Source organism: Erythrobacter sp. WG (assembly GCF_026586795.1).
Lineage (GTDB): Bacteria > Pseudomonadota > Alphaproteobacteria > Sphingomonadales > Sphingomonadaceae > Erythrobacter.
Genome location: NZ_JAPFGY010000003.1, coordinates 17,842 through 35,146 on the forward strand (window position 1 = coordinate 17,842; position 17,305 = coordinate 35,146).

Consider the following 17,305-nt stretch of genomic DNA (forward strand, 5'->3'; position numbering starts at 1 on the left):
ATCATTCATTGCAGTGTCAGCCGGGCGGGTCTAACAGGCCCTCCACCAATCCGGACGGAACCATGACCATACCCAAGTTCGCGACTGCCCTTGCCGCCCTGGCTCTCCTCTCCGCGCCGCACGCGGCCTTCGCGCAGAAGAAGGGCAACGAGCCGCCGCCCGAGGCCTTCGGGGAGAACGCGTCCAAGGAAAAGCAGAAGGAGATGGAGCGGCAGGCGCCTGCGCGCATTTATGCGCCCATCGAATATGATGCGTCCGTCGAGCCCGAGAACGTCTGGGTGCTCGACCTGTCGAACGGCCAGCGGGTCAAGATCCGTCTGATGCCCGACTGGGCGCCCGAGCACGTCAAGCGCGTCAAGGAACTGACCGAAGCGGGCTTCTACAACGGCGTCGTGTTCCACCGCGTGATCGACGGCTTCATGGCGCAGGGCGGCGATCCGACCGGCACCGGGCAGGGCGGCAGCGAGCTTCCCGACCTCAAAGCCGAATTCAACCCCATGCCCCACGTGCGCGGCAGCGTGTCGATGGCCCGCGCCGCCTCGGAAGACAGCGCCAACAGCCAGTTCTTCATCGTCTTCTATCCGCGCTTCAGCCTCGACAAGAAGTACACCAACTTCGGCCGGGTGATCGAGAACATGGAAGCGGTCGACGCCATCCAGCGCGGCGAGCCGCCGCAGCAGCCGACCTACATCCTCCAGGCCTCGCTCGGCAGCGACAACAAGCCGCAGGTAATGCCGGCGCCGGCGAAGGAAGCGCCGATCACCGCCGACGCCTTGAGCGCGCCGATCCCGCCGAGCAAGTAAGCCCCTTCCTTCAGGCGCGATGAACCGTTAGGGGCGCGCGCCATGAAGGTTGACCTGTTCGATTTCGCGCTGCCGCAAGAGCGTATCGCTCTGAGGCCCGTGCGCCCGCGCGATGCGGCGCGGATGCTGGTGGTGCGCGGGCAGGACGCGCCCTTCGAGGACCGCGGTGTGCGCGATCTACCGAGCCTGCTATCGCCCGGCGACGTGCTGGTCTTCAACGACACCCGCGTCATCCCCGCCCAGCTCGAAGGCCGCCGCGCCGACGGGGAAGCGAAGATCGGCGCGACGCTCCACAAGCGCATCGACCTCCGCCGTTGGCAGGCCTTCCTCAGGAACGCCAAGCGCGTGAAGGAGGGCGACCACCTGATCTTCGGCGGCGGCGTCACCGCAATCGCCGAGGCGCGCCACGCCGACGGCTCGCTGACCCTGTTCTTCGAGGGCGGCGAGCCGGTCGAGGTGCTGCTCGACCGCGCCGGGACCATGCCGCTGCCGCCCTATATCGCGTCGAAGCGCGGCGTGGATGCGCAGGATCTAGAGGACTATCAGACGATGTTCGCCCGCGAGGAAGGCGCGGTCGCCGCGCCGACCGCCTCGCTGCACTTCACCCAGCGGCTCGTCGATGCGATCGACGCCGCCGGGATCGGGCGGGCGATGCTGACGCTGCACGTGGGTGCGGGCACCTTCCTCCCGGTGAAGGCCGAGGACACCGACGACCACCAGATGCACGCCGAGTTCGGCCGGATCTCTGCCGAGACCGCCGATCAGCTCAACGCGGTGCGGGAAGCGGGCGGCCGCATCATCGCGGTCGGCACCACCTCGCTGCGCCTGCTCGAGAGCGCGGTGGACGAGAACGGCGTGATCCAGCCCTTCGCGGGCGACACCAGCATCTTCATCACCCCGGGCTACAGGTTGAAGGCGGTCGACGGCCTGATGACCAACTTCCACCTGCCCAAGTCGACGCTGATGATGCTGGTCAGCGCGCTGATGGGGCGCGAGCGGATGATGGCCGCCTATGCCCATGCCATCGACAGCGAATACCGCTTCTATTCCTATGGTGACTCCTCGCTGCTGCTCCCGTAGTCGGTAGCCATGAGCGAACCCATCCTGTCGATCCGCGGGCTGACCAAGACCTACAGGAACGGGCCGCGCGCGCTCGATTCGGTCGATCTCGACGTGCGCGCGGGCGAGATCTTCGCGCTGCTCGGGCCCAATGGGGCGGGCAAGACCACGCTGATCGGCGCGGTGTGCGGGCTGGTGCGGCCGACCGGCGGCACGATCACAGCCTTCGGGCAGGACCTGTCGCGCGACTGGCGCGCAGCGCGCGCGCGCATCGGGCTCGTGCCGCAGGAGCTCGCCACCGACATGTTCGAGACCGTGTGGCACGCGGTCGTCTATTCGCAGGGCCTGTTCGGCAAGCCTTCCGACCCGGCGCGGCTCGAGGAAATCCTGAAAAGCCTATCTCTGTGGGACAAGAAGGACGCCCAGATCCGCGCGCTCAGCGGCGGCATGAAGCGCCGCGTGCTGATCGCCAAGGCGCTCGCGCATGATCCCGAACTGCTGTTCCTCGACGAGCCCACCGCCGGGGTCGACGTCGAACTACGCAAGGGGATGTGGGAACAGATCGCGGCGCTGAAGCAGCGCGGCGTCACCATCATCCTCACCACCCACTACATCGAGGAAGCCGAGGAAATGGCCGACCGTGTCGGCATCATCCGCGGCGGGCGCATCCTGATGGTGGACGAAAAGCGCGCGATGATGGAGCGATTGGGCACCACCGAGGCGGTGATCGACCTCGCTGCGCCGCTGGCGCAGGTGCCGGAGGCGCTTGCCGCATTCCCGGTCGAACTGGCGGACGGCGGCACGCGCCTCGTCTATCGCGGGGGCAACGGGCAGGGCAGGGGCCGTGCCGAGGTCGCCGACCTCGCCCAGGCGCTGACCCGCACCGGGATCGGCTACACCAGCCTCGACATCCACGACAGCTCGCTCGAGGAGATCTTCGTCAGCCTGCTCGGCAAAGAGCAGGAGGCGGCATGATGCACTTCTCCGCGCGCAGCGCCTACGCCATCTACCGCCGCGAGATGGCCCGCGCCTTCCGCACCGCCTTCCAGTCGATCCTCTCGCCGGTGCTCACCACCTCGCTCTACTTCGTGGTGTTCGGATCGGTGATCGGCGCGCGCATGGAGCCGGTGGGCGGCGTGCCCTATGGCGCCTTCATCATCCCCGGCCTCCTGATGCTCACCCTGCTCGGCGAGACCACCAGCAACGCGAGCTTCGGCATCTATATGCCGCGCTTCACCGGCACGATCTACGAACTGCTTTCCGCCCCCGTCGGCGTCGCCGAGACGCTCACCGGCTTTGTCGGGGCGGCGGCAACAAAGGGCCTGATCCTCGCCGCGATCATCCTGACGACGGCGCGGTTCTTCGTCGATTACCAGATCGCCCACCCGCTGCTGGCGGCGGTCTACATCATGCTGGTCGCAGCGAGCTTCGCGCTGTTCGGCTTCATCCTCGGCATCTGGGCGGATTCGTTCGAGAAGCTCGGCATCATCCCGATGCTGATCCTCACTCCGCTGACCTTCCTTGGCGGCACCTTCTACGCGATCCGCGACCTGCCCGCGCCGTGGGACGCCATCGCACTCGCCAATCCCATCGCCTTCCTGGTGAGCGGGCTGCGCTACAGTTTTTACGGGGTCTCGGACGTGCCGATCGCGGTGTCGCTTGGCCTGACCCTTGGGTTCCTGGCGGTCTGCGTGATCATCATTGCGCTGATCTTCCGCACCGGATGGCGGCTGAGGGAGTGATCCAAACCGTCCGACACATGGCGTTCGTCGGACATGAATCACCCCCAATCGGACATGAACGACAAGCGATAGGTTCGTTCATTGCCGGGCAAAGCGGCCCTTCCTAGGTCCGATCCGTCGTCGCACCCCTAGCGACGGATCGAAAAGGACATGAAAAATGAAGAAGATCGTCTTCACCACGCTTGCGGTGGCCGCTGCCGCCGCCCTGCCTGCTGCTGCGCAGGCCCAGTCGACCACCCGCACCGCCGAACCCTATGTCGGCGCGACGATCGGTATCCACGATCTCGGTGTCGGCCTGCCCGATGACGACGGCGGCATCTACGGTGTCGTCGCCGGCGTCGACGTCCCGGTGGGCGAGCGGTTCTTCGTCGGCGCGGAAGGCAACTTCAACCTCGGCGACGGCGCGATCGACCAGGAATACGGCGTCGCGGCCCGCGCGGGCGTGCGCGTCGGCGAGCGTGGCAAGGTCTACGTCCGCGGCGGCTACCAGGAGGTCAAGTTCGACGTCCGCAACCTCATCGGCGTGAACCCGCCGGCGGGCTTCGACCGCACCGATGGTGACTACCTCGTCGGTGCCGGCGTCGAATTCGGCCTCGGGGATGCGCCGGTTCGCTTCCGTGCCGGCGTCGACACGATCGCCTTCGATTCGACCCGTGCCACCGTCGGCGTGCTGTTCGGCTTCTGAGCCGGCCGGCATTCCAACGGCATGATCGAGGCCGGAGCAGCCCCCCGCGCTGCTCCGGCCTTTCCTTTGCCGGGCGTGACATCGCCCGCGCGCGCCGCTAGCGGGCGAGGCGCCATGACCGCACCCCGTTTCCAGTTCACCCTCCACGCGACCGACGGCAAGGCCCGCACCGGCACCATCGCCATGCAGCGCGGGGACATCCGCACGCCCGCCTTCATGCCGGTCGGCACCGCCGCTACGGTCAAAGCGATGAAGCCCGAGGCCGTGCGCGCCACCGGCGCCGATATCATCCTCGGCAACACCTACCACCTGATGCTGCGCCCCGGCGCCGAGCGCGTCGCGCGCCTGGGCGGCCTGCATCGCTTCATGAACTGGCAGCGCCCGATCCTCACCGACAGCGGCGGCTATCAGGTGATGAGCCTGTCCGAGCTCCGGAAGCTGACCGAGCAGGGCGTCGAATTCCGAAGCCACCTCGACGGCTCGAAGCATATGCTCACGCCCGAGCGCAGCATGGAAATCCAGCGCCTGCTCGGCAGCGACATCGTCATGGCCTTCGACGAATGCCCCCGCGCCGACCGCCCGAGGGACGAGATCGCCGCCAGCATGGAACTCTCGATGCGCTGGGCGGCGAGGAGCCGCGCCGGGTTCGACAGCGGCGAGGAACACGCCGGCCGCGCCGCGCTGTTCGGCATCCAGCAGGGCGCGCTTCACGAGGACCTGAGGCAGATCAGCGCCGAGAAGCTCACCGCGATCGGCTTCGATGGCTATGCGGTCGGCGGCCTTGCCGTGGGCGAGGGACAGGAGGCGATGTTCGGGGTGCTCGACTATGCCCCCGCCATGCTCCCCGCCGACCGGCCCCGTTATCTGATGGGGGTCGGCAAGCCCGACGATCTTGTCGGTGCCGTGGAACGCGGCATCGATATGTTCGACTGCGTGCTGCCGACCCGCTCGGGCCGCAACGGGCAGGCGTTCACGTGGAACGGGCCGCTCAATCTCAGGAACGCGCGCCATGCCGAGGACACCGGGCCGCTCGATCCGCGTTGCCAGTGTCCGGTCTGCACCACCTATTCCCGCGCCTATATCCACCATCTCGTCAAGTCGGGCGAGATGCTCGGGGCGATGCTGGTGACCGAGCACAACCTCAGCTTCTATCAGGCCTTGATGGGCGGCATGCGCGATGCCATTGCGGGCGGGCGCTTTGCCGATTTTGCCGCCGCGTTCCGGCGCGATTACCTTGGAAGTTCCGCTTGATGCCCAAAGCCCCCGAAGACTGCGAGACCATGGTCGAGGTGCGCGCCGGCGTCGACGCGCTCGACCGCGAGCTGGTGGCGCTGCTGGCGAAGCGGTTCGGCTATATGCGCGCCGCCGCCCGCATCAAGCCCGCGCGCGATGCTGTGCGCGACGAGGCGCGCAAGGCCAGCGTGATCGCCGCCGCGGTCGCCGAGGCCGAGGCGCACGCGATCCCGGCGGACGTGATCGCCGACATCTGGGAGCGGCTCGTCGAAGGCTCGATCGCCTACGAATTCGGCGAGTGGGACCGGATCAGGGCGTAACCTCCTTGCGCAGGAAGGCGGCGAGGCGCGGCTGTTTCTTGTGCGGCACCTTCTGACGGACCGTCCGCGCGAGCCGCGCCACCCGCGCCTCCCATCTTGCGAGGTTGCGTGGCGGGGTCCTCTCGCCGACCGGGCCAAGCTTCAGCGTGCGCACGGGCGCGAAGCCGCAGAAGCCAAGCACTTGACCCTTCCAGCGCCGCAGCAAGGCGTTACCGTACCAGAGCCACAGGATGAAGGGCGGGGTGTCCATCGTCGCAATCAGGTCGGCCGAGCGGCCTTCCATCAGCCTGTCCCACCACGGATCGTCCTTGTGATAGGCGAAAGCGAAGCCGGGCAGGAACAGCCGATCGATCAACCCCTTCAGCGGCGCCGGTTCGGCTCCCCGCCACATCGGGAAGGCGACCGCGAGGTGATCGCAGGCGTCGAGCCTCTCGGCAAGGCGGTGGAGATCGGGCTCCCATTCGGTGCGCTGGCGATAGCCGTGCGCGAGCACGGGCGTGAAGGCGAGGTCGCGCACCGCAACCCGGGTGACCTCGGCGGAAGCGGGCAGGGCGGCGGCGTAGGTGTCGAGAAGGTGGGTGGTCAGGCGGCCAGCGTCCGGATGGCCATCGATCAGCAGCACCTTCATCCCTGCACCTCCTTGTCAGGCCGGGAGATTTGCAAACCGCCGCGCAAAAGAAAAGGGCGGCCCCAAAAGGCCGCCCTCTTGCTTCGCATATTGCCGGAAGGCCGGATCAGCGCGAGTAGAACTCGACCACCAGGTTCGGTTCCATCGTGACGGGGTAGGGCACCTCGTCGAGCTTCGGCACGCGGGTGAAGGTGATCTTGTCGTTGCCGTCGGGCTGGACGTAATCGGGAATGTCACGCTCGGCGAGGCTCTGCGCCTCGATCACCAGCGCCATTTCCTTGGCCTTGGCACCCAGGCTGACGACGTCGCCCACGTTCACGCGGCGCGAGGCGATGTTGCACTTCTGGCCGTTGACGTAGATGTGGCCGTGGCTGACGATCTGGCGCGCGGCGAAGATCGTCGGGGCGAACTTGGCGCGGTAGACCACCATGTCGAGACGCTGCTCGAGCAGGCCGATCAGGTTCTGGCTGGTGTCGCCCTTCATGCGCGAGGCTTCGAGGTAGCTGCGCTTGAACTGCTTTTCGGTGACGTCGCCGTAGTAGCCCTTGAGCTTCTGCTTGGCGCGCAGCTGCAGGCCATAGTCGCTCATCTTGCCCTTGCGGCGCTGGCCGTGCTGGCCGGGACCGTAGGAGCGCTTGTTCACCGGGGAATTCGGGCGGCCCCAGATGTTCTCGCCCATGCGGCGGTCAAGCTTGTGCTTGGCGCTCTTGCGCTTCGACATAAGTCGTTTCCTTCAAATTTGCTGGGCCGCCCACTGCGGGAGGCCTTGAACCCGGCACCGCACCATCCAGCGATTGCCGGATGCGGCCACTGCTTCACCGGGGTGCAGGGCCAATTGCGAAGGCGCGCGCATAGCAGGAACGCCGGTGAGGTCAAGCGTCAAGCCGCTTGCGGCAGGCTCAGTTGCGCGGATCGTCCCGGTCGCGTTCGAGATAGCTCAGAACCCCGCGCAGGGTGCGCACCTCGAGATGGTTCCAGCCCGGCTTGGTCAGCAGACCGCGCAGCGTGCGGCGGGTTGCTTCCGCACGCGTGGCGGGACGGAAATAGCCGCGCGGGGTCAGCAGTTTCTCGAAGTGCGCGATCATCGCCTCGAGCTCTTCCTGCGGGGCAGGGGGAAGGGTGTCCTCGAGCGTCGGCTGCACCAGCACCTCGCCCGCGTCGGCGATCTCGCGCCCGATTCGCGACCATTCATAGGCGACGAGGATCACCGCCTGCGCAAGGTTCAGCGAGCCGAATTCGGGGTTGATCGGGATTGTGAGGATATTGCGCGCGAGCGCCACGTCCTCGGTCTCCAGCCCCGAGCGCTCCGGCCCGAAGATGATCGCGTGGCGCCCGGCGAGGGTATGGACCTGCCGCCCCGCCTCGTCGGCGCCGATCACCGGCTTGGTGACGCCGCGCTTTCTCACCGTGGTGGCATGGACGTGCGCACAGTCGGCGACGGCTTCGGCGGTGGTAGCGTAAATCTTCGCCTGTTCGAGCACGATGTCCGCCCCCGCCGCCGCAGGCCCCGCCGAGGGATTGGGCCACCCGTCGCGGGGGGCGACGAGACGCATCTCGGTGAGCCCGAAGTTGAGCATCGCGCGCGCCGCCTTGCCGATGTTCTCGCCCAATTGCGGGCGCACGAGGACGATCACCGGCTTGTTGAGGTCGGCCATTATGTCCTCAATCCTTGGCGGCTTGCTGCACGGTGTGGGCAAATTCCTCGAAGTCGCGCGCCTCGGAAAAATCGCGGTACACGGATGCGAAGCGGATATAGGCGACCGAGTCGATCTGCCGCAGCCCCTCCATCACCAGCTCCCCGATTCTGGCGGAAGGGACCTCGGCCTCGCCCGAGGTTTCGACCTGGCGCTGGATACCGCTGATGAGCTGGTCCAGGCGCTCCTGATCGATCCCGCGCTTCCTCGAGGCGAGGGCGATCGACTGTTCGAGCTTGGCGCGCTCGAACGGCTCCCGGCGTTCACCGGATTTGACCACCACGACCTCGCGCAGCTGCACCCGCTCGAAGGTGGTGAAGCGCGCCCCGCAGGACGAGCACTGGCGACGCCGCCGGATCGAGGCATTGTCCTCGGTCGGGCGGCTGTCCTTTACCTGAGTATCGTCATGGGCGCAGAAGGGGCAGCGCATTCAGAAGCTTACTTCTTGATCCTCGTGTAGAGCATATAGCCCGCGCCCGCCAGCAGGCCGAGCGGCCACGAGACCACCGGGAGCACGGCCCCGGCCAGCGCGCCCACCGCGGCGCCGGTCAGCACCGGCTTGGTCGAGGGGTGGTTCATTCCCTCCTTCGCCATCCCGGAAACTTCGGCCTTCACATCTTCCACCCAGTCCTGGGTGCCGTTGGGTTCGTTCATGGCAGGGGTCCTCACATACCGGGGTAGACGGGGAAATCGGCGCACAGCGCACCGACCCGCTGGCGCACCGACTCCTCGATCTGCGCATCGCCCTCGGGTCCGTTCTTGGCAAGGCCTTCAACCACTTCGGCGATGAGCTTGCCGACGGTCCTGAACTCCTCGGGCCCGAAGCCGCGGGTGGTGCCGGCGGGCGTGCCCAAGCGGATGCCGCTGGTCACGAAGGGCGAGCGGGTGTCGTAGGGGATGCCGTTCTTGTTGCAGGTGAGGAAGGCGCGGTCGAGGCCCTTCTCCGCGTCCTTGCCGGTGACGTTCTTGGCCGTCAGGTCGACCAGCATCGAGTGATTGTCCGTGCCGCCCGAGACGATCCTCAGGCCGTTCTCCTCAAGGCTGGCGGCGAGCGCACGGGCATTTTCGACGATGCGGTGGGCATAGGTCTTGAATTCGGGCCGCAGCGCCTCGCGGAAGGCGACCGCCTTGGCCGCAACGATATGCATCAGCGGACCGCCCTGAAGGCCGGGGAAGACCGCCATGTTGAGGGGCTTGGTGAACTTGTCGTCGTTCCACAGGATGATGCCCGAGCGTGGCCCGCGCAGGCTCTTGTGGGTGGTCGAGGTGACGATGTCGCAATGCGGGAAGGGCGAGGGATGCGCTCCCCCTGCGACGAGGCCGGAGATGTGGCTCATGTCGCATAGCAGCACCGCGCCCACCTCGTCGGCGATCGCGCGGAAGGCCGGGAAGTCCCAGGTCCGCGAATAGGCGGTGCCGCCGCAGATGATGATCTTGGGCTTGTGCTCCCGGGCCTTGCTGGCGACCTCCTCCATGTCGATGGTCTCGGTCTCGCGGGTGACGCCGTAGGAGACGACGTTGAACCACTTGCCGCTCATGTTCACCGGCGAGCCGTGGGTGAGATGTCCGCCCGAATTGAGGTCGAGCCCCATGAAGGTGTCGCCCGGATTGAGCAGCGCGAGGAACACCGCCTGGTTCATCTGCGAGCCCGAGTTGGGCTGGACGTTGGCGAAATTGCAGCCGAACAGCTCCTTGGCGCGCTCGATCGCCAGCGTCTCGACCACGTCGGCATAGTCGCAGCCGCCGTAGTAGCGCTTGCCCGGATAGCCTTCGGCATACTTGTTGGTGAAGACGCTGCCCGCCGCCTCGAGCACCGCGCGCGAAGCGATGTTCTCGCTCGCGATCAGCTCGATCTTGTCGCGCTGCCGGGCGAGTTCCTTGCCGATGGCCGCCGCGATCTCGGGATCGGCAGCCGCAAGGTCGTCATGCCAGAACCGGTCGAGGGAATTGTCGGCACGGGCGGCGAAATCGAGGGGGGCTGTGCTCATTGATGGGTCTCGATGTGATCGGGAAGGAAGGGCGGCTTGCCAAGCTTGCCGACCCGGCGCTGGTGGCGCCCGGACGGATCGCCGGCATCGGCGAATTCTGTGTCGAGAAAGGTGGCAACGCAGGATTTCGCCATTTCGATCCCTACGAGACGCGCGCCCAATGCGATGCAATTGGCATCGTTGTGCTCGCGAGCGAGGGCGGCGGACAGCGGCTCGGAGACGAGCGCGCAGCGCACATCGGGATGGCGGTTGACGCTGATCGAAATGCCGATCCCCGATCCGCACAGGGCGATGCCGTATTCGGCCGTCCCTTCGGCGATGATCTCGGCGAGGCGGTAGCCGTAATCGGGGTAATCGACGCTCTGCCCCGGCTCGGGGCCGAGGTCGGCGACCTCGTGACCCTCCTCGATGAGCCACTCGGCAAGGTCCGCCTTGAGCTCCACGGCGGCATGGTCTGAGGCGATGGCGATGCGCATGGGGCTGCCATAGTCGCTGGCGGGAGAATTCTCCACCCCGCCCGCAGCCTTTTTTGGGCGAGGGGCTTAACCACTTCGGGACGGCGCGCGTGCTATGGCGGCGGCATGGATGCCCCTGCGCCCCGGATGAGCGCCGAGCGATGGCTCGCCCGCGTCTTCGCGGACGATCGCCCGCGCCATGTCGGCACGGGCTGGCTGAGCGGGGTGCTGGGGATCGCCCTCGCGCTGCTGGCGCTGATGGCGGTGTTGTGCCTGCATTTCCCGCAGTACCTCACCTTGCCCGAGCTGCGCGCGCGCTATCCGCTGGGTCTGGTGCGGCTTGCGATCGACCTCGCCCTGCTCGCGGCGATGGCGCTGGCAGGACTGTCGATGCTGCTGCGGCGCAGGAAGGCGCTCGGGCTTGCGGGCCTTGCGCTGGCGGGCGCGGCGCTGGCGCTCGGCGCGGGCGGGGTGGATATCCCGCGTGGGGAAGCGAGCACCATCTACCTCGGGCTCGACTGGTTCGTGCTCGGGACACTGACGACCGCGGCCGTGTTCGTGCCGCTCGAACGCGCCTTTGCGCAGCGCAAGGGGCAGGGCACGTTCCGCAGGGGCTGGCTGACCGACACGCAATATTTCTTCGCCAGCCACGCGCTGGCGCAGGTGATGAGCGTCGCGGTGCTCGCCCCGGCGGTGATGCTCGGCGAGGCGCTGGCGGTGCCCGCCTTGCAGGGCGCGGTGCAGAGCCTGCCTTGGCTCGTGCAGTTCGCCCTCGCGGTGCTGGTCGCGGACCTCGCGCAATACGGCGTCCACCGCGCCTTCCACCGCGTGCCAGTGCTGTGGCGCTTCCACAAGGTGCACCACTCGGTGGAAACGATGGACTGGATCGCGGGATCGCGCCTGCACCTTGTCGATGTGATCGTCACGCGCGGGCTGGTGCTGCTGGCGCTGCTGGTGGCGGGCTTCGAACAAAGCGCGGTCTACGCCTATCTCGCGCTCGTCAGCTTTCACGCCGTCTTCATCCACGCGAACTTCGCGCCGCGTGCGGCCTGGCCGGAGAGGTGGATCGCCATGCCCCGCTTCCACCACTGGCACCACGCCATCGAAGCCGAAGCGCGGGACGTCAACTTCGCCGTGCACCTGCCGATGATCGACCGCTGGTTCGGCACGCATCATATGCCGGAAAGCCGCTGGCCCGCCGGCTACGGCATCGCCGGCGAGCGCGCGCCCGAGGGCTGGGCGGCGCAGCTGGTGTGGCCTTTCAGGCGGCGCTGACCTGGTTTAGGGGCGGCCCGGCGGCGCGCGCCTAGAGTGGCGGCACCTTTCCAGCCCAAAGGAGAACCCGCCATGCCAGCCAAGTCGAAAGCCCAGCAGAAGGCCGCCGGAGCCGCTCTCTCCGCCAAGCGCGGCGAGACGCCGAAGAAGGACCTGAAAGGCGCCTCGAAGAGCATGGAGAAATCGATGAGCGAGGAGGAGCTGGAGGAGCTCGCCGCCACCAAGCGTGAGGGCCTTCCGGAGAAAAAGGACTGATCCGCCCAGAGCCTCGGTCGACGCCCAGCCCGGCATGGTTCGGACAGTCGGAAGCCGAGTTCATCAACGGGCAAGGCGACCATGATTGCAGGCATCAGCGGCAGCGGGCCGAATGTTCGCGCGGCAGTCGCCCACTGCGGGGCGATCAGGACCCGGACTTCTGCAATCGTTCGAGCACCTGCGGGTTGGCGATCAGGTAATCCTCGACCTGCTGGCGCAAACGGGCGCTCGCCGCCTGCTGGATCGGCGCCAGATCGGCAAACATCGCCTGATTTGCCGCCGCGACGACCGGGTCGCTCTGGAACTTCTGCAGGCTGATGAAGTAGCGCTGCCCGCTGGGCGTGCGTGCGAAGGCGCTGATATCACGCAGTTCCTCAAGCGTGAATTCGCGGGTGTAGGCAACCGCGGTTGCCTCGAAGATCCGGGGCATGTGCTTGGCGAACAGCGGCCGGAAGTTGGTCGGCAGGTCTGCCAAATAGGCGTCCACAATCGCCTTGATCCCGGGCTCCTCGAAGAGCTGGCCGGTCATCACGCCAGCGGCTGCCTGGCTTGCCACCGCGCCCGCAAGATCGAGAAGGATTTGCTCTCGCTTGTCGGGCGGGAACATCGCATCGATGATGATGCTGGCCTCGGCCAGTTCGTCGGCGGGCGGGACATAGGATTCAGCCCGCCCAAGCGCCGCCGCCGGCACAGCCGACAGGAGCGCCGCGGCAAAGGCGGTGGCGGCACGGGCGACGTTCGGCACGCCTGTCACTGATCGAGGAACGAGCGCATCTTGCGGCTGCGGCTCGGGTGCTTGAGCTTCCTGAGCGCCTTCGCTTCGATCTGCCGGATACGTTCGCGGGTCACCGAGAACTGCTGGCCGACTTCTTCGAGCGTGTGATCGGTGTTCATCCCGATGCCGAAGCGCATCCGCAGCACGCGCTCCTCGCGCGGGGTGAGCGACGCCAGCACGCGGGTGACGGTTTCCTTGAGGTTCGCCTGGATCGCGGCATCCACGGGGATGATCGCGTTCTTGTCCTCGATGAAATCGCCGAGGTGGCTGTCTTCCTCGTCCCCGATGGGGGTTTCGAGGGAGATCGGCTCCTTGGCGATCTTCATCACCTTGCGCACCTTCTCCAGGGGCATGGAGAGGCGGGCGGCCATTTCCTCAGGGGTCGGCTCGCGGCCTTCCTCGTGGAGGAACTGGCGGCTCGTGCGCACCAGCTTGTTGATCGTCTCGATCATGTGCACCGGAATGCGGATGGTGCGCGCCTGATCGGCAATGCTGCGGGTGATCGCCTGCCGGATCCACCACGTCGCGTAGGTGCTGAACTTGTAGCCGCGGCGGTATTCGAACTTATCGACCGCCTTCATCAACCCGATATTGCCTTCCTGAATAAGATCAAGGAATTGTAGGCCGCGGTTGGTGTATTTCTTGGCGATGCTGATGACCAGGCGCAGGTTCGCCTCGACCATCTCCTTCTTGGCGATGCGCGCCTCGCGCTCGCCCTTCTGGACCATGTTGACGATGCGCCGGAACTCGGCGAGGCTCATGCCGGTCTGCGCGGCGATGTCGGCGATTTCGCTGCGGATGCGCTCGATCGCGTCTTCCTCGCGCTCGAGGAAGGCGGCCCACTTCTTGTCCTTGGCCGCGCGCTCGCGAATCCAGGCATCGTCCATCTCGTTGCCCATGTAGGCATTGAGGAAGTCGACGCGCTTGACCTTGTGACGCTCGGCCAGACGCAGCATCTGCCCGCCCAGCGTGGTCAGCCGGCGGTTGAAGGCATAGAGGTTGTCGACTAGGAATTCGATCTTGGTTGCGTGGAACTGCACGCTTTCGACCTCGGCGGTGAGATCCTCGCGCAGCTGCTCGTACTTGGCTTCCTTGGCCGCCGGGAAGGCATTGCCCGCCGCGAGCGTGTCGACGCGCTCGGCCTGAAGCTTTTCAAAGGCGTTGAACAGCGTGGTGATGCGCGCGAAGCGTTCCAGCGCCTCGGGCTTCAGGGCGGCTTCCATCTGGGCGAGGGAGAGGGTGTTGTCTTCCTCCTCTTCCTCCTCGCGCTTGGGGCGGCCCTCGCCGTCCTCGTCCTCGTCGGCATCCGCCTCCGGCTCGTCCTCGACCTCGTCGTCCTCGCGGATCGTCGGGCCGGCGGTGGCTTCGGAGATCTCGTCGTCGTCGTCATCCTCGGCGCCCTCGGCCATCTTCTCGGCCGGCGGCTCCTTGGAGAGCATCGCGTCGAGATCGAGAATCTCGCGCAGCTGCATATCGCCGTTGTTGAGGGCTTCCGACCACTGGATGATCGCGTGGAAGGTGATCGGGCTTTCACAAAGCCCCATGATCATCATGTCGCGGCCCGCTTCAATGCGTTTGGCGATGGCGATCTCGCCCTCGCGGCTGAGGAGCTCGACCGCGCCCATCTCGCGCAGATACATCCGCACCGGATCGTCGGTGCGCTCGCCCGTGGCGAGCTTCTTGTTGGCGGCGCGGGCATCCTTGGGGGCCTTGCGGTCGCCATCGTCATCATCGTCGTCGTCATCGGCGACGACATCCTCGGTCTCGCCGTCCTCGCGATCCTCGGCTTCGGCCTCGGCGTCCTCGTCGGTCTCGACGATCTGCACGCCCATTTCGGAAAGCGCGGTCTGGATGTCCTCGATCTGGTCGGGGCTCATCTCGCCCGAGGGCAGCGCCTCGTTCAGCTCGTCATAGGTGACATAGCCGCGCTTCTTCGCCTTGCTGATCAGCTTCTTGATCGAAGCCTCGTTGAGATCGATCAGCGGGGCATCTTCTTTTTCGGCCATAAATGCGTTTCAATCCGTCGTCAGGGGTCGCCCGCCGCTTGCGCACTGCCCGCGGGTCACCCGTTAATCCCATGTCCGCCGCGTCAGGCGGTATCCTTCGTCCCGGCGACGGGTGCCGCCTTGCGGCGCCCGAAGGCCTTCAACCGTTCCTCGACTGCCATGAGCTGCGTGCGCAGGCGGGTCTGCTCGGCAAACGATCCTTCCGGATCGCTGTCGAAACGGGCGATCGTGGCCGCAAGCGCAGCCTCAAGCGCCGGCCTTTCGACCAGCAGCGACACAGCTTCGGCCAGCTCCTCGCACGCAGCGTCGGGATCGGTGCCTTCATCGAGAAAGGCGTAGCGGGTATCTGCCGACGGGACGGGTTGGCCTTGCGTGGCTGTGCATATGGCGGTTGCGTCGCGCGAATCAAGCGTTTCCGCAAGTTCGAAGAGGGATTCGATGAAGGGGGCGGCGCCGCGATCATGCCGGGCGAGGGCGGAGAGCGCCTCGGCATGGCGCGCGATCTGCCCCGGATAGCGTGCAAGCCCCCCCAGCACCGCCGCGAGCAGCCCCTGTCGCTGCGCCCCTGCCATGATCGCCGCAAGCCGCCCGCGCGCCTCGTCCGAGAGGCCGGGCGGGGGCATCGCGGCGCCCTTCCACGGCCCGCGCCGCGCGGGGGCGGACGGACGGGGCGGACGGGGCGGGTAGGCGAAGGCCGAGAAGCGGTCCGAAAGCTCGCGGCGGTAGAGGCTCTTCACTTCGGGATCGGCGATGGTCTCGACATGGGCCATGAGCCGCGCCTTCAGCCCGGCCTTGGCCTCGGGGGTGGCGAGCGGCTGCGCGTCGCGCTCGAACTCCCACAGCGCGTCGATGAGGCTGGCGGGCCGGGCGAGGAGGTCCTCCATCGCCCTGGCCCCTTGCGCCTTGACGAGGTCGTCGGGATCGAGCCCCGCCGGCAGCCGCACGATGGCGAGCGATCGCATCGGGCCAAGCAGCGGCAGGGCGCGGGTGATGGCCCGCATCGCCGCGCGCTGGCCCGCCGCATCGCCGTCGAAGCACAAGACCGGCACCTCGACCATGCGCCACAGCATCTCGAGCTGCATTTCGGTCAGCGCCGTCCCCAAGGGCGCGACCACGTCGGCGATCCCCGCGTTGGCGAGCGCGATCACGTCCATGTAGCCCTCGACCACCACCACCCGCCCCGACTGGCGCGCGGCGGGCGCGGCGCGGTGGAGATTGTAGAGGGTGCGCCCCTTGTCGAAGAGCTCGGTGTCGGGGGAGTTGAGGTATTTCGCCACCCCGTCGCGTTGCCCGAGGATCCGCCCCCCGAAGGCGATCACCCGCCCGCGCTGGTCCTGGATCGGGAGCATGACACGCCCCCGGAAGCGGTCGTAGCGCTCGCCAGCCTCGTTGCTCGCGCGCATCCCGGCGCCCTCGAGCATATCCTCGCCGAAAGCGGGCAGGGCGCGGGGGAGCGCCTGCCGGTCATCGGGCGCCCAGCCGAAGCCGAATTCGCGCATCACCTGCGGGGAAAACCCGCGCCGCTGGAGATAGTCCCGCGCCGCCGCGCCGGAAGGCCCGGCGAGGCTCTCGACGTAGAACTTCTGCGCCGCCTCGGTCACGTCGATCAGGCTGGCGCGGGCCTCGGCCTTCTTCGCCTGCACCGGATCGGGGGCGGGGACCTCCATCCCGGCGATGCCCGCCAGCTCCTTGATGGCGTCCATGAAGGCGAGGCCCTGGTTGTCGACCATCCAGCTGATCGCATCGCCATGCGCCCCGCAGCCGAAGCAGTGGTAGAACTGCTTGCTGTCGTTGACGTAGAAGCTCGGCGTCTTCTCGTCGTGGAACGGACAACACCCCTTCCACTCGCGCCCCGCCCGGGTGAGCTTGACCGACCGCTGGACAAGCGAGGACAACGTGATCCGCGCACGCAGCTCGTCCTTCCATTGCGGGGTGATGGCCATGGGGTCCTACTGCGCCCCATCCCCGTTCGTGTCGAGCGCAGTCGAGACACCTATCGGTGGAGTGCCTGTGGATCGTTCCGAAGGCGGCTTGGCGAAGTGCGAAAGCGCCTGCCAGTCGGACCGCGCGAGAGCCTCCTTCTTGGCGCGCGACCATTTCTTCACGCGCAGCTCCGCATCGAGAGCTTCGTATCGCGTCGGGAAATCTTCCGCCCACAGCAGCGTTACAGGACGGCGCTTCGACGTGAAATCGCAGTGACCATCGTGCTGATGTTCGGCAACCCGGCGATCGAGATCATCGGTATGCCCGGTGTAATATTTGCCGTCGGAACAGCGCAATATGTAGCACCAGAAGGCCATCCCTGCCTCATACCCGTTCGCCTCGAGCGAAGTCGAGAGGCCATCGCAACTGTGTCTCGACTACGCTCGACACGAACGGAGGTTTGA

At 67.0% G+C, this 17,305-nt stretch carries 20 protein-coding genes; 9 read left to right on the top strand and 11 right to left on the bottom strand.

Annotated elements, in window-relative coordinates; genetic code table 11:
• Positions 1-62: 62 nt before the first annotated feature.
• The 7 genes from OPU67_RS02145 to OPU67_RS02175 all read left to right on the top strand — a co-directional run bounded on the left by OPU67_RS02145 (position 63) and on the right by OPU67_RS02175 (position 5,842).
• Complete coding sequence (locus tag OPU67_RS02145) at positions 63-803, top strand: peptidylprolyl isomerase (protein ID WP_267617198.1); 741 nt, start codon at positions 63-65, stop codon at positions 801-803.
• 42 nt (positions 804-845) lie between these two features.
• Positions 846-1,883 carry a tRNA preQ1(34) S-adenosylmethionine ribosyltransferase-isomerase QueA gene (queA, locus tag OPU67_RS02150; protein WP_267617199.1) on the top strand — a complete coding sequence of 346 codons (1,038 nt, stop codon included), beginning with the start codon at positions 846-848 and terminating at the stop codon, positions 1,881-1,883.
• Between the two features lie 9 nt (positions 1,884-1,892).
• Positions 1,893-2,837, top strand: coding sequence for an ABC transporter ATP-binding protein (locus OPU67_RS02155; protein ID WP_267617200.1), 945 nt, complete (start codon positions 1,893-1,895; stop codon positions 2,835-2,837).
• The gene (locus tag OPU67_RS02160; RefSeq protein ID WP_267617201.1) at positions 2,834-3,604 is read left to right on the top strand and encodes an ABC transporter permease; all 771 of its coding nucleotides are present in this window, start codon (positions 2,834-2,836) and stop codon (positions 3,602-3,604) included. Before OPU67_RS02155 ends, OPU67_RS02160 begins: the two co-directional genes overlap by 4 nt.
• A gap of 157 nt (positions 3,605-3,761) precedes the next feature.
• The gene (locus OPU67_RS02165; RefSeq protein WP_267617202.1) at positions 3,762-4,289 is read left to right on the top strand and encodes an outer membrane protein; all 528 of its coding nucleotides are present in this window, start codon (positions 3,762-3,764) and stop codon (positions 4,287-4,289) included.
• Positions 4,290-4,403: 114 nt separating this feature from the next.
• Positions 4,404-5,540 carry a tRNA guanosine(34) transglycosylase Tgt gene (tgt, locus tag OPU67_RS02170; protein WP_267617204.1) on the top strand — a complete coding sequence of 379 codons (1,137 nt, stop codon included), beginning with the start codon at positions 4,404-4,406 and terminating at the stop codon, positions 5,538-5,540.
• The gene (locus OPU67_RS02175) at positions 5,540-5,842 is read left to right on the top strand and encodes a chorismate mutase (RefSeq protein WP_267617205.1); all 303 of its coding nucleotides are present in this window, start codon (positions 5,540-5,542) and stop codon (positions 5,840-5,842) included. The genes tgt and OPU67_RS02175 overlap by 1 nt, the downstream gene beginning before the upstream one ends.
• Here the strand turns inward: OPU67_RS02175 and OPU67_RS02180 are convergent.
• The 7 genes from OPU67_RS02180 to rpiB all read right to left on the bottom strand — a co-directional run bounded on the left by OPU67_RS02180 (position 5,832) and on the right by rpiB (position 10,628).
• Complete coding sequence (locus tag OPU67_RS02180; protein WP_267617206.1) at positions 5,832-6,470, bottom strand: NAD(P)H-dependent oxidoreductase; 639 nt, start codon at positions 6,468-6,470, stop codon at positions 5,832-5,834. The genes OPU67_RS02175 and OPU67_RS02180 overlap by 11 nt on opposite strands.
• Before the next feature lie 106 nt (positions 6,471-6,576).
• On the bottom strand, positions 6,577-7,191 hold the full coding sequence (gene rpsD / locus OPU67_RS02185; RefSeq protein WP_267617208.1) for a 30S ribosomal protein S4: 615 nt from the start codon (positions 7,189-7,191) through the stop codon (positions 6,577-6,579).
• A 178-nt stretch (positions 7,192-7,369) separates the two neighbouring features.
• Positions 7,370-8,125: an RNA methyltransferase gene (locus tag OPU67_RS02190; RefSeq protein ID WP_267617210.1), complete on the bottom strand. Its 756-nt coding sequence runs from the start codon at positions 8,123-8,125 to the stop codon at positions 7,370-7,372.
• Positions 8,126-8,132: 7 nt separating this feature from the next.
• Complete coding sequence (nrdR, locus tag OPU67_RS02195; RefSeq protein WP_267617211.1) at positions 8,133-8,594, bottom strand: transcriptional regulator NrdR; 462 nt, start codon at positions 8,592-8,594, stop codon at positions 8,133-8,135.
• A gap of 8 nt (positions 8,595-8,602) precedes the next feature.
• The gene (locus OPU67_RS02200) at positions 8,603-8,818 is read right to left on the bottom strand and encodes a hypothetical protein (RefSeq protein WP_267617213.1); all 216 of its coding nucleotides are present in this window, start codon (positions 8,816-8,818) and stop codon (positions 8,603-8,605) included.
• Between the two features lie 11 nt (positions 8,819-8,829).
• The gene (gene glyA / locus OPU67_RS02205) at positions 8,830-10,152 is read right to left on the bottom strand and encodes a serine hydroxymethyltransferase (RefSeq protein WP_267617214.1); all 1,323 of its coding nucleotides are present in this window, start codon (positions 10,150-10,152) and stop codon (positions 8,830-8,832) included.
• Complete coding sequence (gene rpiB / locus OPU67_RS02210; protein ID WP_267617434.1) at positions 10,149-10,628, bottom strand: ribose 5-phosphate isomerase B; 480 nt, start codon at positions 10,626-10,628, stop codon at positions 10,149-10,151. The genes glyA and rpiB overlap by 4 nt, the downstream gene beginning before the upstream one ends.
• Before the next feature lie 126 nt (positions 10,629-10,754).
• Here rpiB and OPU67_RS02215 point away from each other — a divergent pair, with 126 nt between their 5' ends.
• Both OPU67_RS02215 and OPU67_RS02220 read left to right on the top strand, forming a co-directional pair.
• Entirely contained in the window at positions 10,755-11,882 is a 1,128-nt protein-coding gene (locus OPU67_RS02215) for a sterol desaturase family protein (protein ID WP_267617215.1), read from the top strand.
• 72 nt (positions 11,883-11,954) lie between these two features.
• Entirely contained in the window at positions 11,955-12,137 is a 183-nt protein-coding gene (locus OPU67_RS02220; protein ID WP_267617216.1) for a DUF3008 family protein, read from the top strand.
• A 145-nt stretch (positions 12,138-12,282) separates the two neighbouring features.
• Here the strand turns inward: OPU67_RS02220 and OPU67_RS02225 are convergent, their stop codons facing one another.
• The 4 genes from OPU67_RS02225 to OPU67_RS02240 form a co-directional block, all read right to left on the bottom strand.
• Positions 12,283-12,882, bottom strand: coding sequence for a hypothetical protein (locus OPU67_RS02225; protein ID WP_267617217.1), 600 nt, complete (start codon positions 12,880-12,882; stop codon positions 12,283-12,285).
• Positions 12,883-12,887: 5 nt separating this feature from the next.
• The gene (rpoD, locus tag OPU67_RS02230) at positions 12,888-14,918 is read right to left on the bottom strand and encodes an RNA polymerase sigma factor RpoD (RefSeq protein WP_267617219.1); all 2,031 of its coding nucleotides are present in this window, start codon (positions 14,916-14,918) and stop codon (positions 12,888-12,890) included.
• Positions 14,919-15,001: 83 nt separating this feature from the next.
• Entirely contained in the window at positions 15,002-16,861 is a 1,860-nt protein-coding gene (gene dnaG / locus OPU67_RS02235; protein ID WP_267617222.1) for a DNA primase, read from the bottom strand.
• Between the two features lie 6 nt (positions 16,862-16,867).
• Complete coding sequence (locus tag OPU67_RS02240; protein WP_267617223.1) at positions 16,868-17,218, bottom strand: GIY-YIG nuclease family protein; 351 nt, start codon at positions 17,216-17,218, stop codon at positions 16,868-16,870.
• Positions 17,219-17,305 lie beyond the last annotated feature (87 nt).

What these genes read in the sequence shown, in the direction of transcription:
- OPU67_RS02145 (WP_267617198.1), top strand. Translation starts at nt 63, where the DNA reads ATGACCATACCCAAGTTCGCGACTGCCCTTGCCGCCCTGGCTCTCCTC.
- OPU67_RS02180 (WP_267617206.1), bottom strand. Translation starts at nt 6,470, where the DNA reads ATGAAGGTGCTGCTGATCGATGGCCATCCGGACGCTGGCCGCCTGACC.
- rpiB (WP_267617434.1), bottom strand. Translation starts at nt 10,628, where the DNA reads ATGCGCATCGCCATCGCCTCAGACCATGCCGCCGTGGAGCTCAAGGCG.
- OPU67_RS02240 (WP_267617223.1), bottom strand. Translation starts at nt 17,218, where the DNA reads ATGGCCTTCTGGTGCTACATATTGCGCTGTTCCGACGGCAAATATTAC.
- rpoD (WP_267617219.1), bottom strand. Translation starts at nt 14,918, where the DNA reads ATGGCCGAAAAAGAAGATGCCCCGCTGATCGATCTCAACGAGGCTTCG.
- queA (WP_267617199.1), top strand. Translation starts at nt 846, where the DNA reads ATGAAGGTTGACCTGTTCGATTTCGCGCTGCCGCAAGAGCGTATCGCT.
- dnaG (WP_267617222.1), bottom strand. Translation starts at nt 16,861, where the DNA reads ATGGCCATCACCCCGCAATGGAAGGACGAGCTGCGTGCGCGGATCACG.
- OPU67_RS02165 (WP_267617202.1), top strand. Translation starts at nt 3,762, where the DNA reads ATGAAGAAGATCGTCTTCACCACGCTTGCGGTGGCCGCTGCCGCCGCC.
- OPU67_RS02160 (WP_267617201.1), top strand. Translation starts at nt 2,834, where the DNA reads ATGATGCACTTCTCCGCGCGCAGCGCCTACGCCATCTACCGCCGCGAG.
- OPU67_RS02175 (WP_267617205.1), top strand. Translation starts at nt 5,540, where the DNA reads ATGCCCAAAGCCCCCGAAGACTGCGAGACCATGGTCGAGGTGCGCGCC.
- OPU67_RS02155 (WP_267617200.1), top strand. Translation starts at nt 1,893, where the DNA reads ATGAGCGAACCCATCCTGTCGATCCGCGGGCTGACCAAGACCTACAGG.
- OPU67_RS02215 (WP_267617215.1), top strand. Translation starts at nt 10,755, where the DNA reads ATGAGCGCCGAGCGATGGCTCGCCCGCGTCTTCGCGGACGATCGCCCG.
- OPU67_RS02190 (WP_267617210.1), bottom strand. Translation starts at nt 8,125, where the DNA reads ATGGCCGACCTCAACAAGCCGGTGATCGTCCTCGTGCGCCCGCAATTG.
- nrdR (WP_267617211.1), bottom strand. Translation starts at nt 8,594, where the DNA reads ATGCGCTGCCCCTTCTGCGCCCATGACGATACTCAGGTAAAGGACAGC.
- tgt (WP_267617204.1), top strand. Translation starts at nt 4,404, where the DNA reads ATGACCGCACCCCGTTTCCAGTTCACCCTCCACGCGACCGACGGCAAG.
- OPU67_RS02220 (WP_267617216.1), top strand. Translation starts at nt 11,955, where the DNA reads ATGCCAGCCAAGTCGAAAGCCCAGCAGAAGGCCGCCGGAGCCGCTCTC.
- OPU67_RS02200 (WP_267617213.1), bottom strand. Translation starts at nt 8,818, where the DNA reads ATGAACGAACCCAACGGCACCCAGGACTGGGTGGAAGATGTGAAGGCC.
- rpsD (WP_267617208.1), bottom strand. Translation starts at nt 7,191, where the DNA reads ATGTCGAAGCGCAAGAGCGCCAAGCACAAGCTTGACCGCCGCATGGGC.
- glyA (WP_267617214.1), bottom strand. Translation starts at nt 10,152, where the DNA reads ATGAGCACAGCCCCCCTCGATTTCGCCGCCCGTGCCGACAATTCCCTC.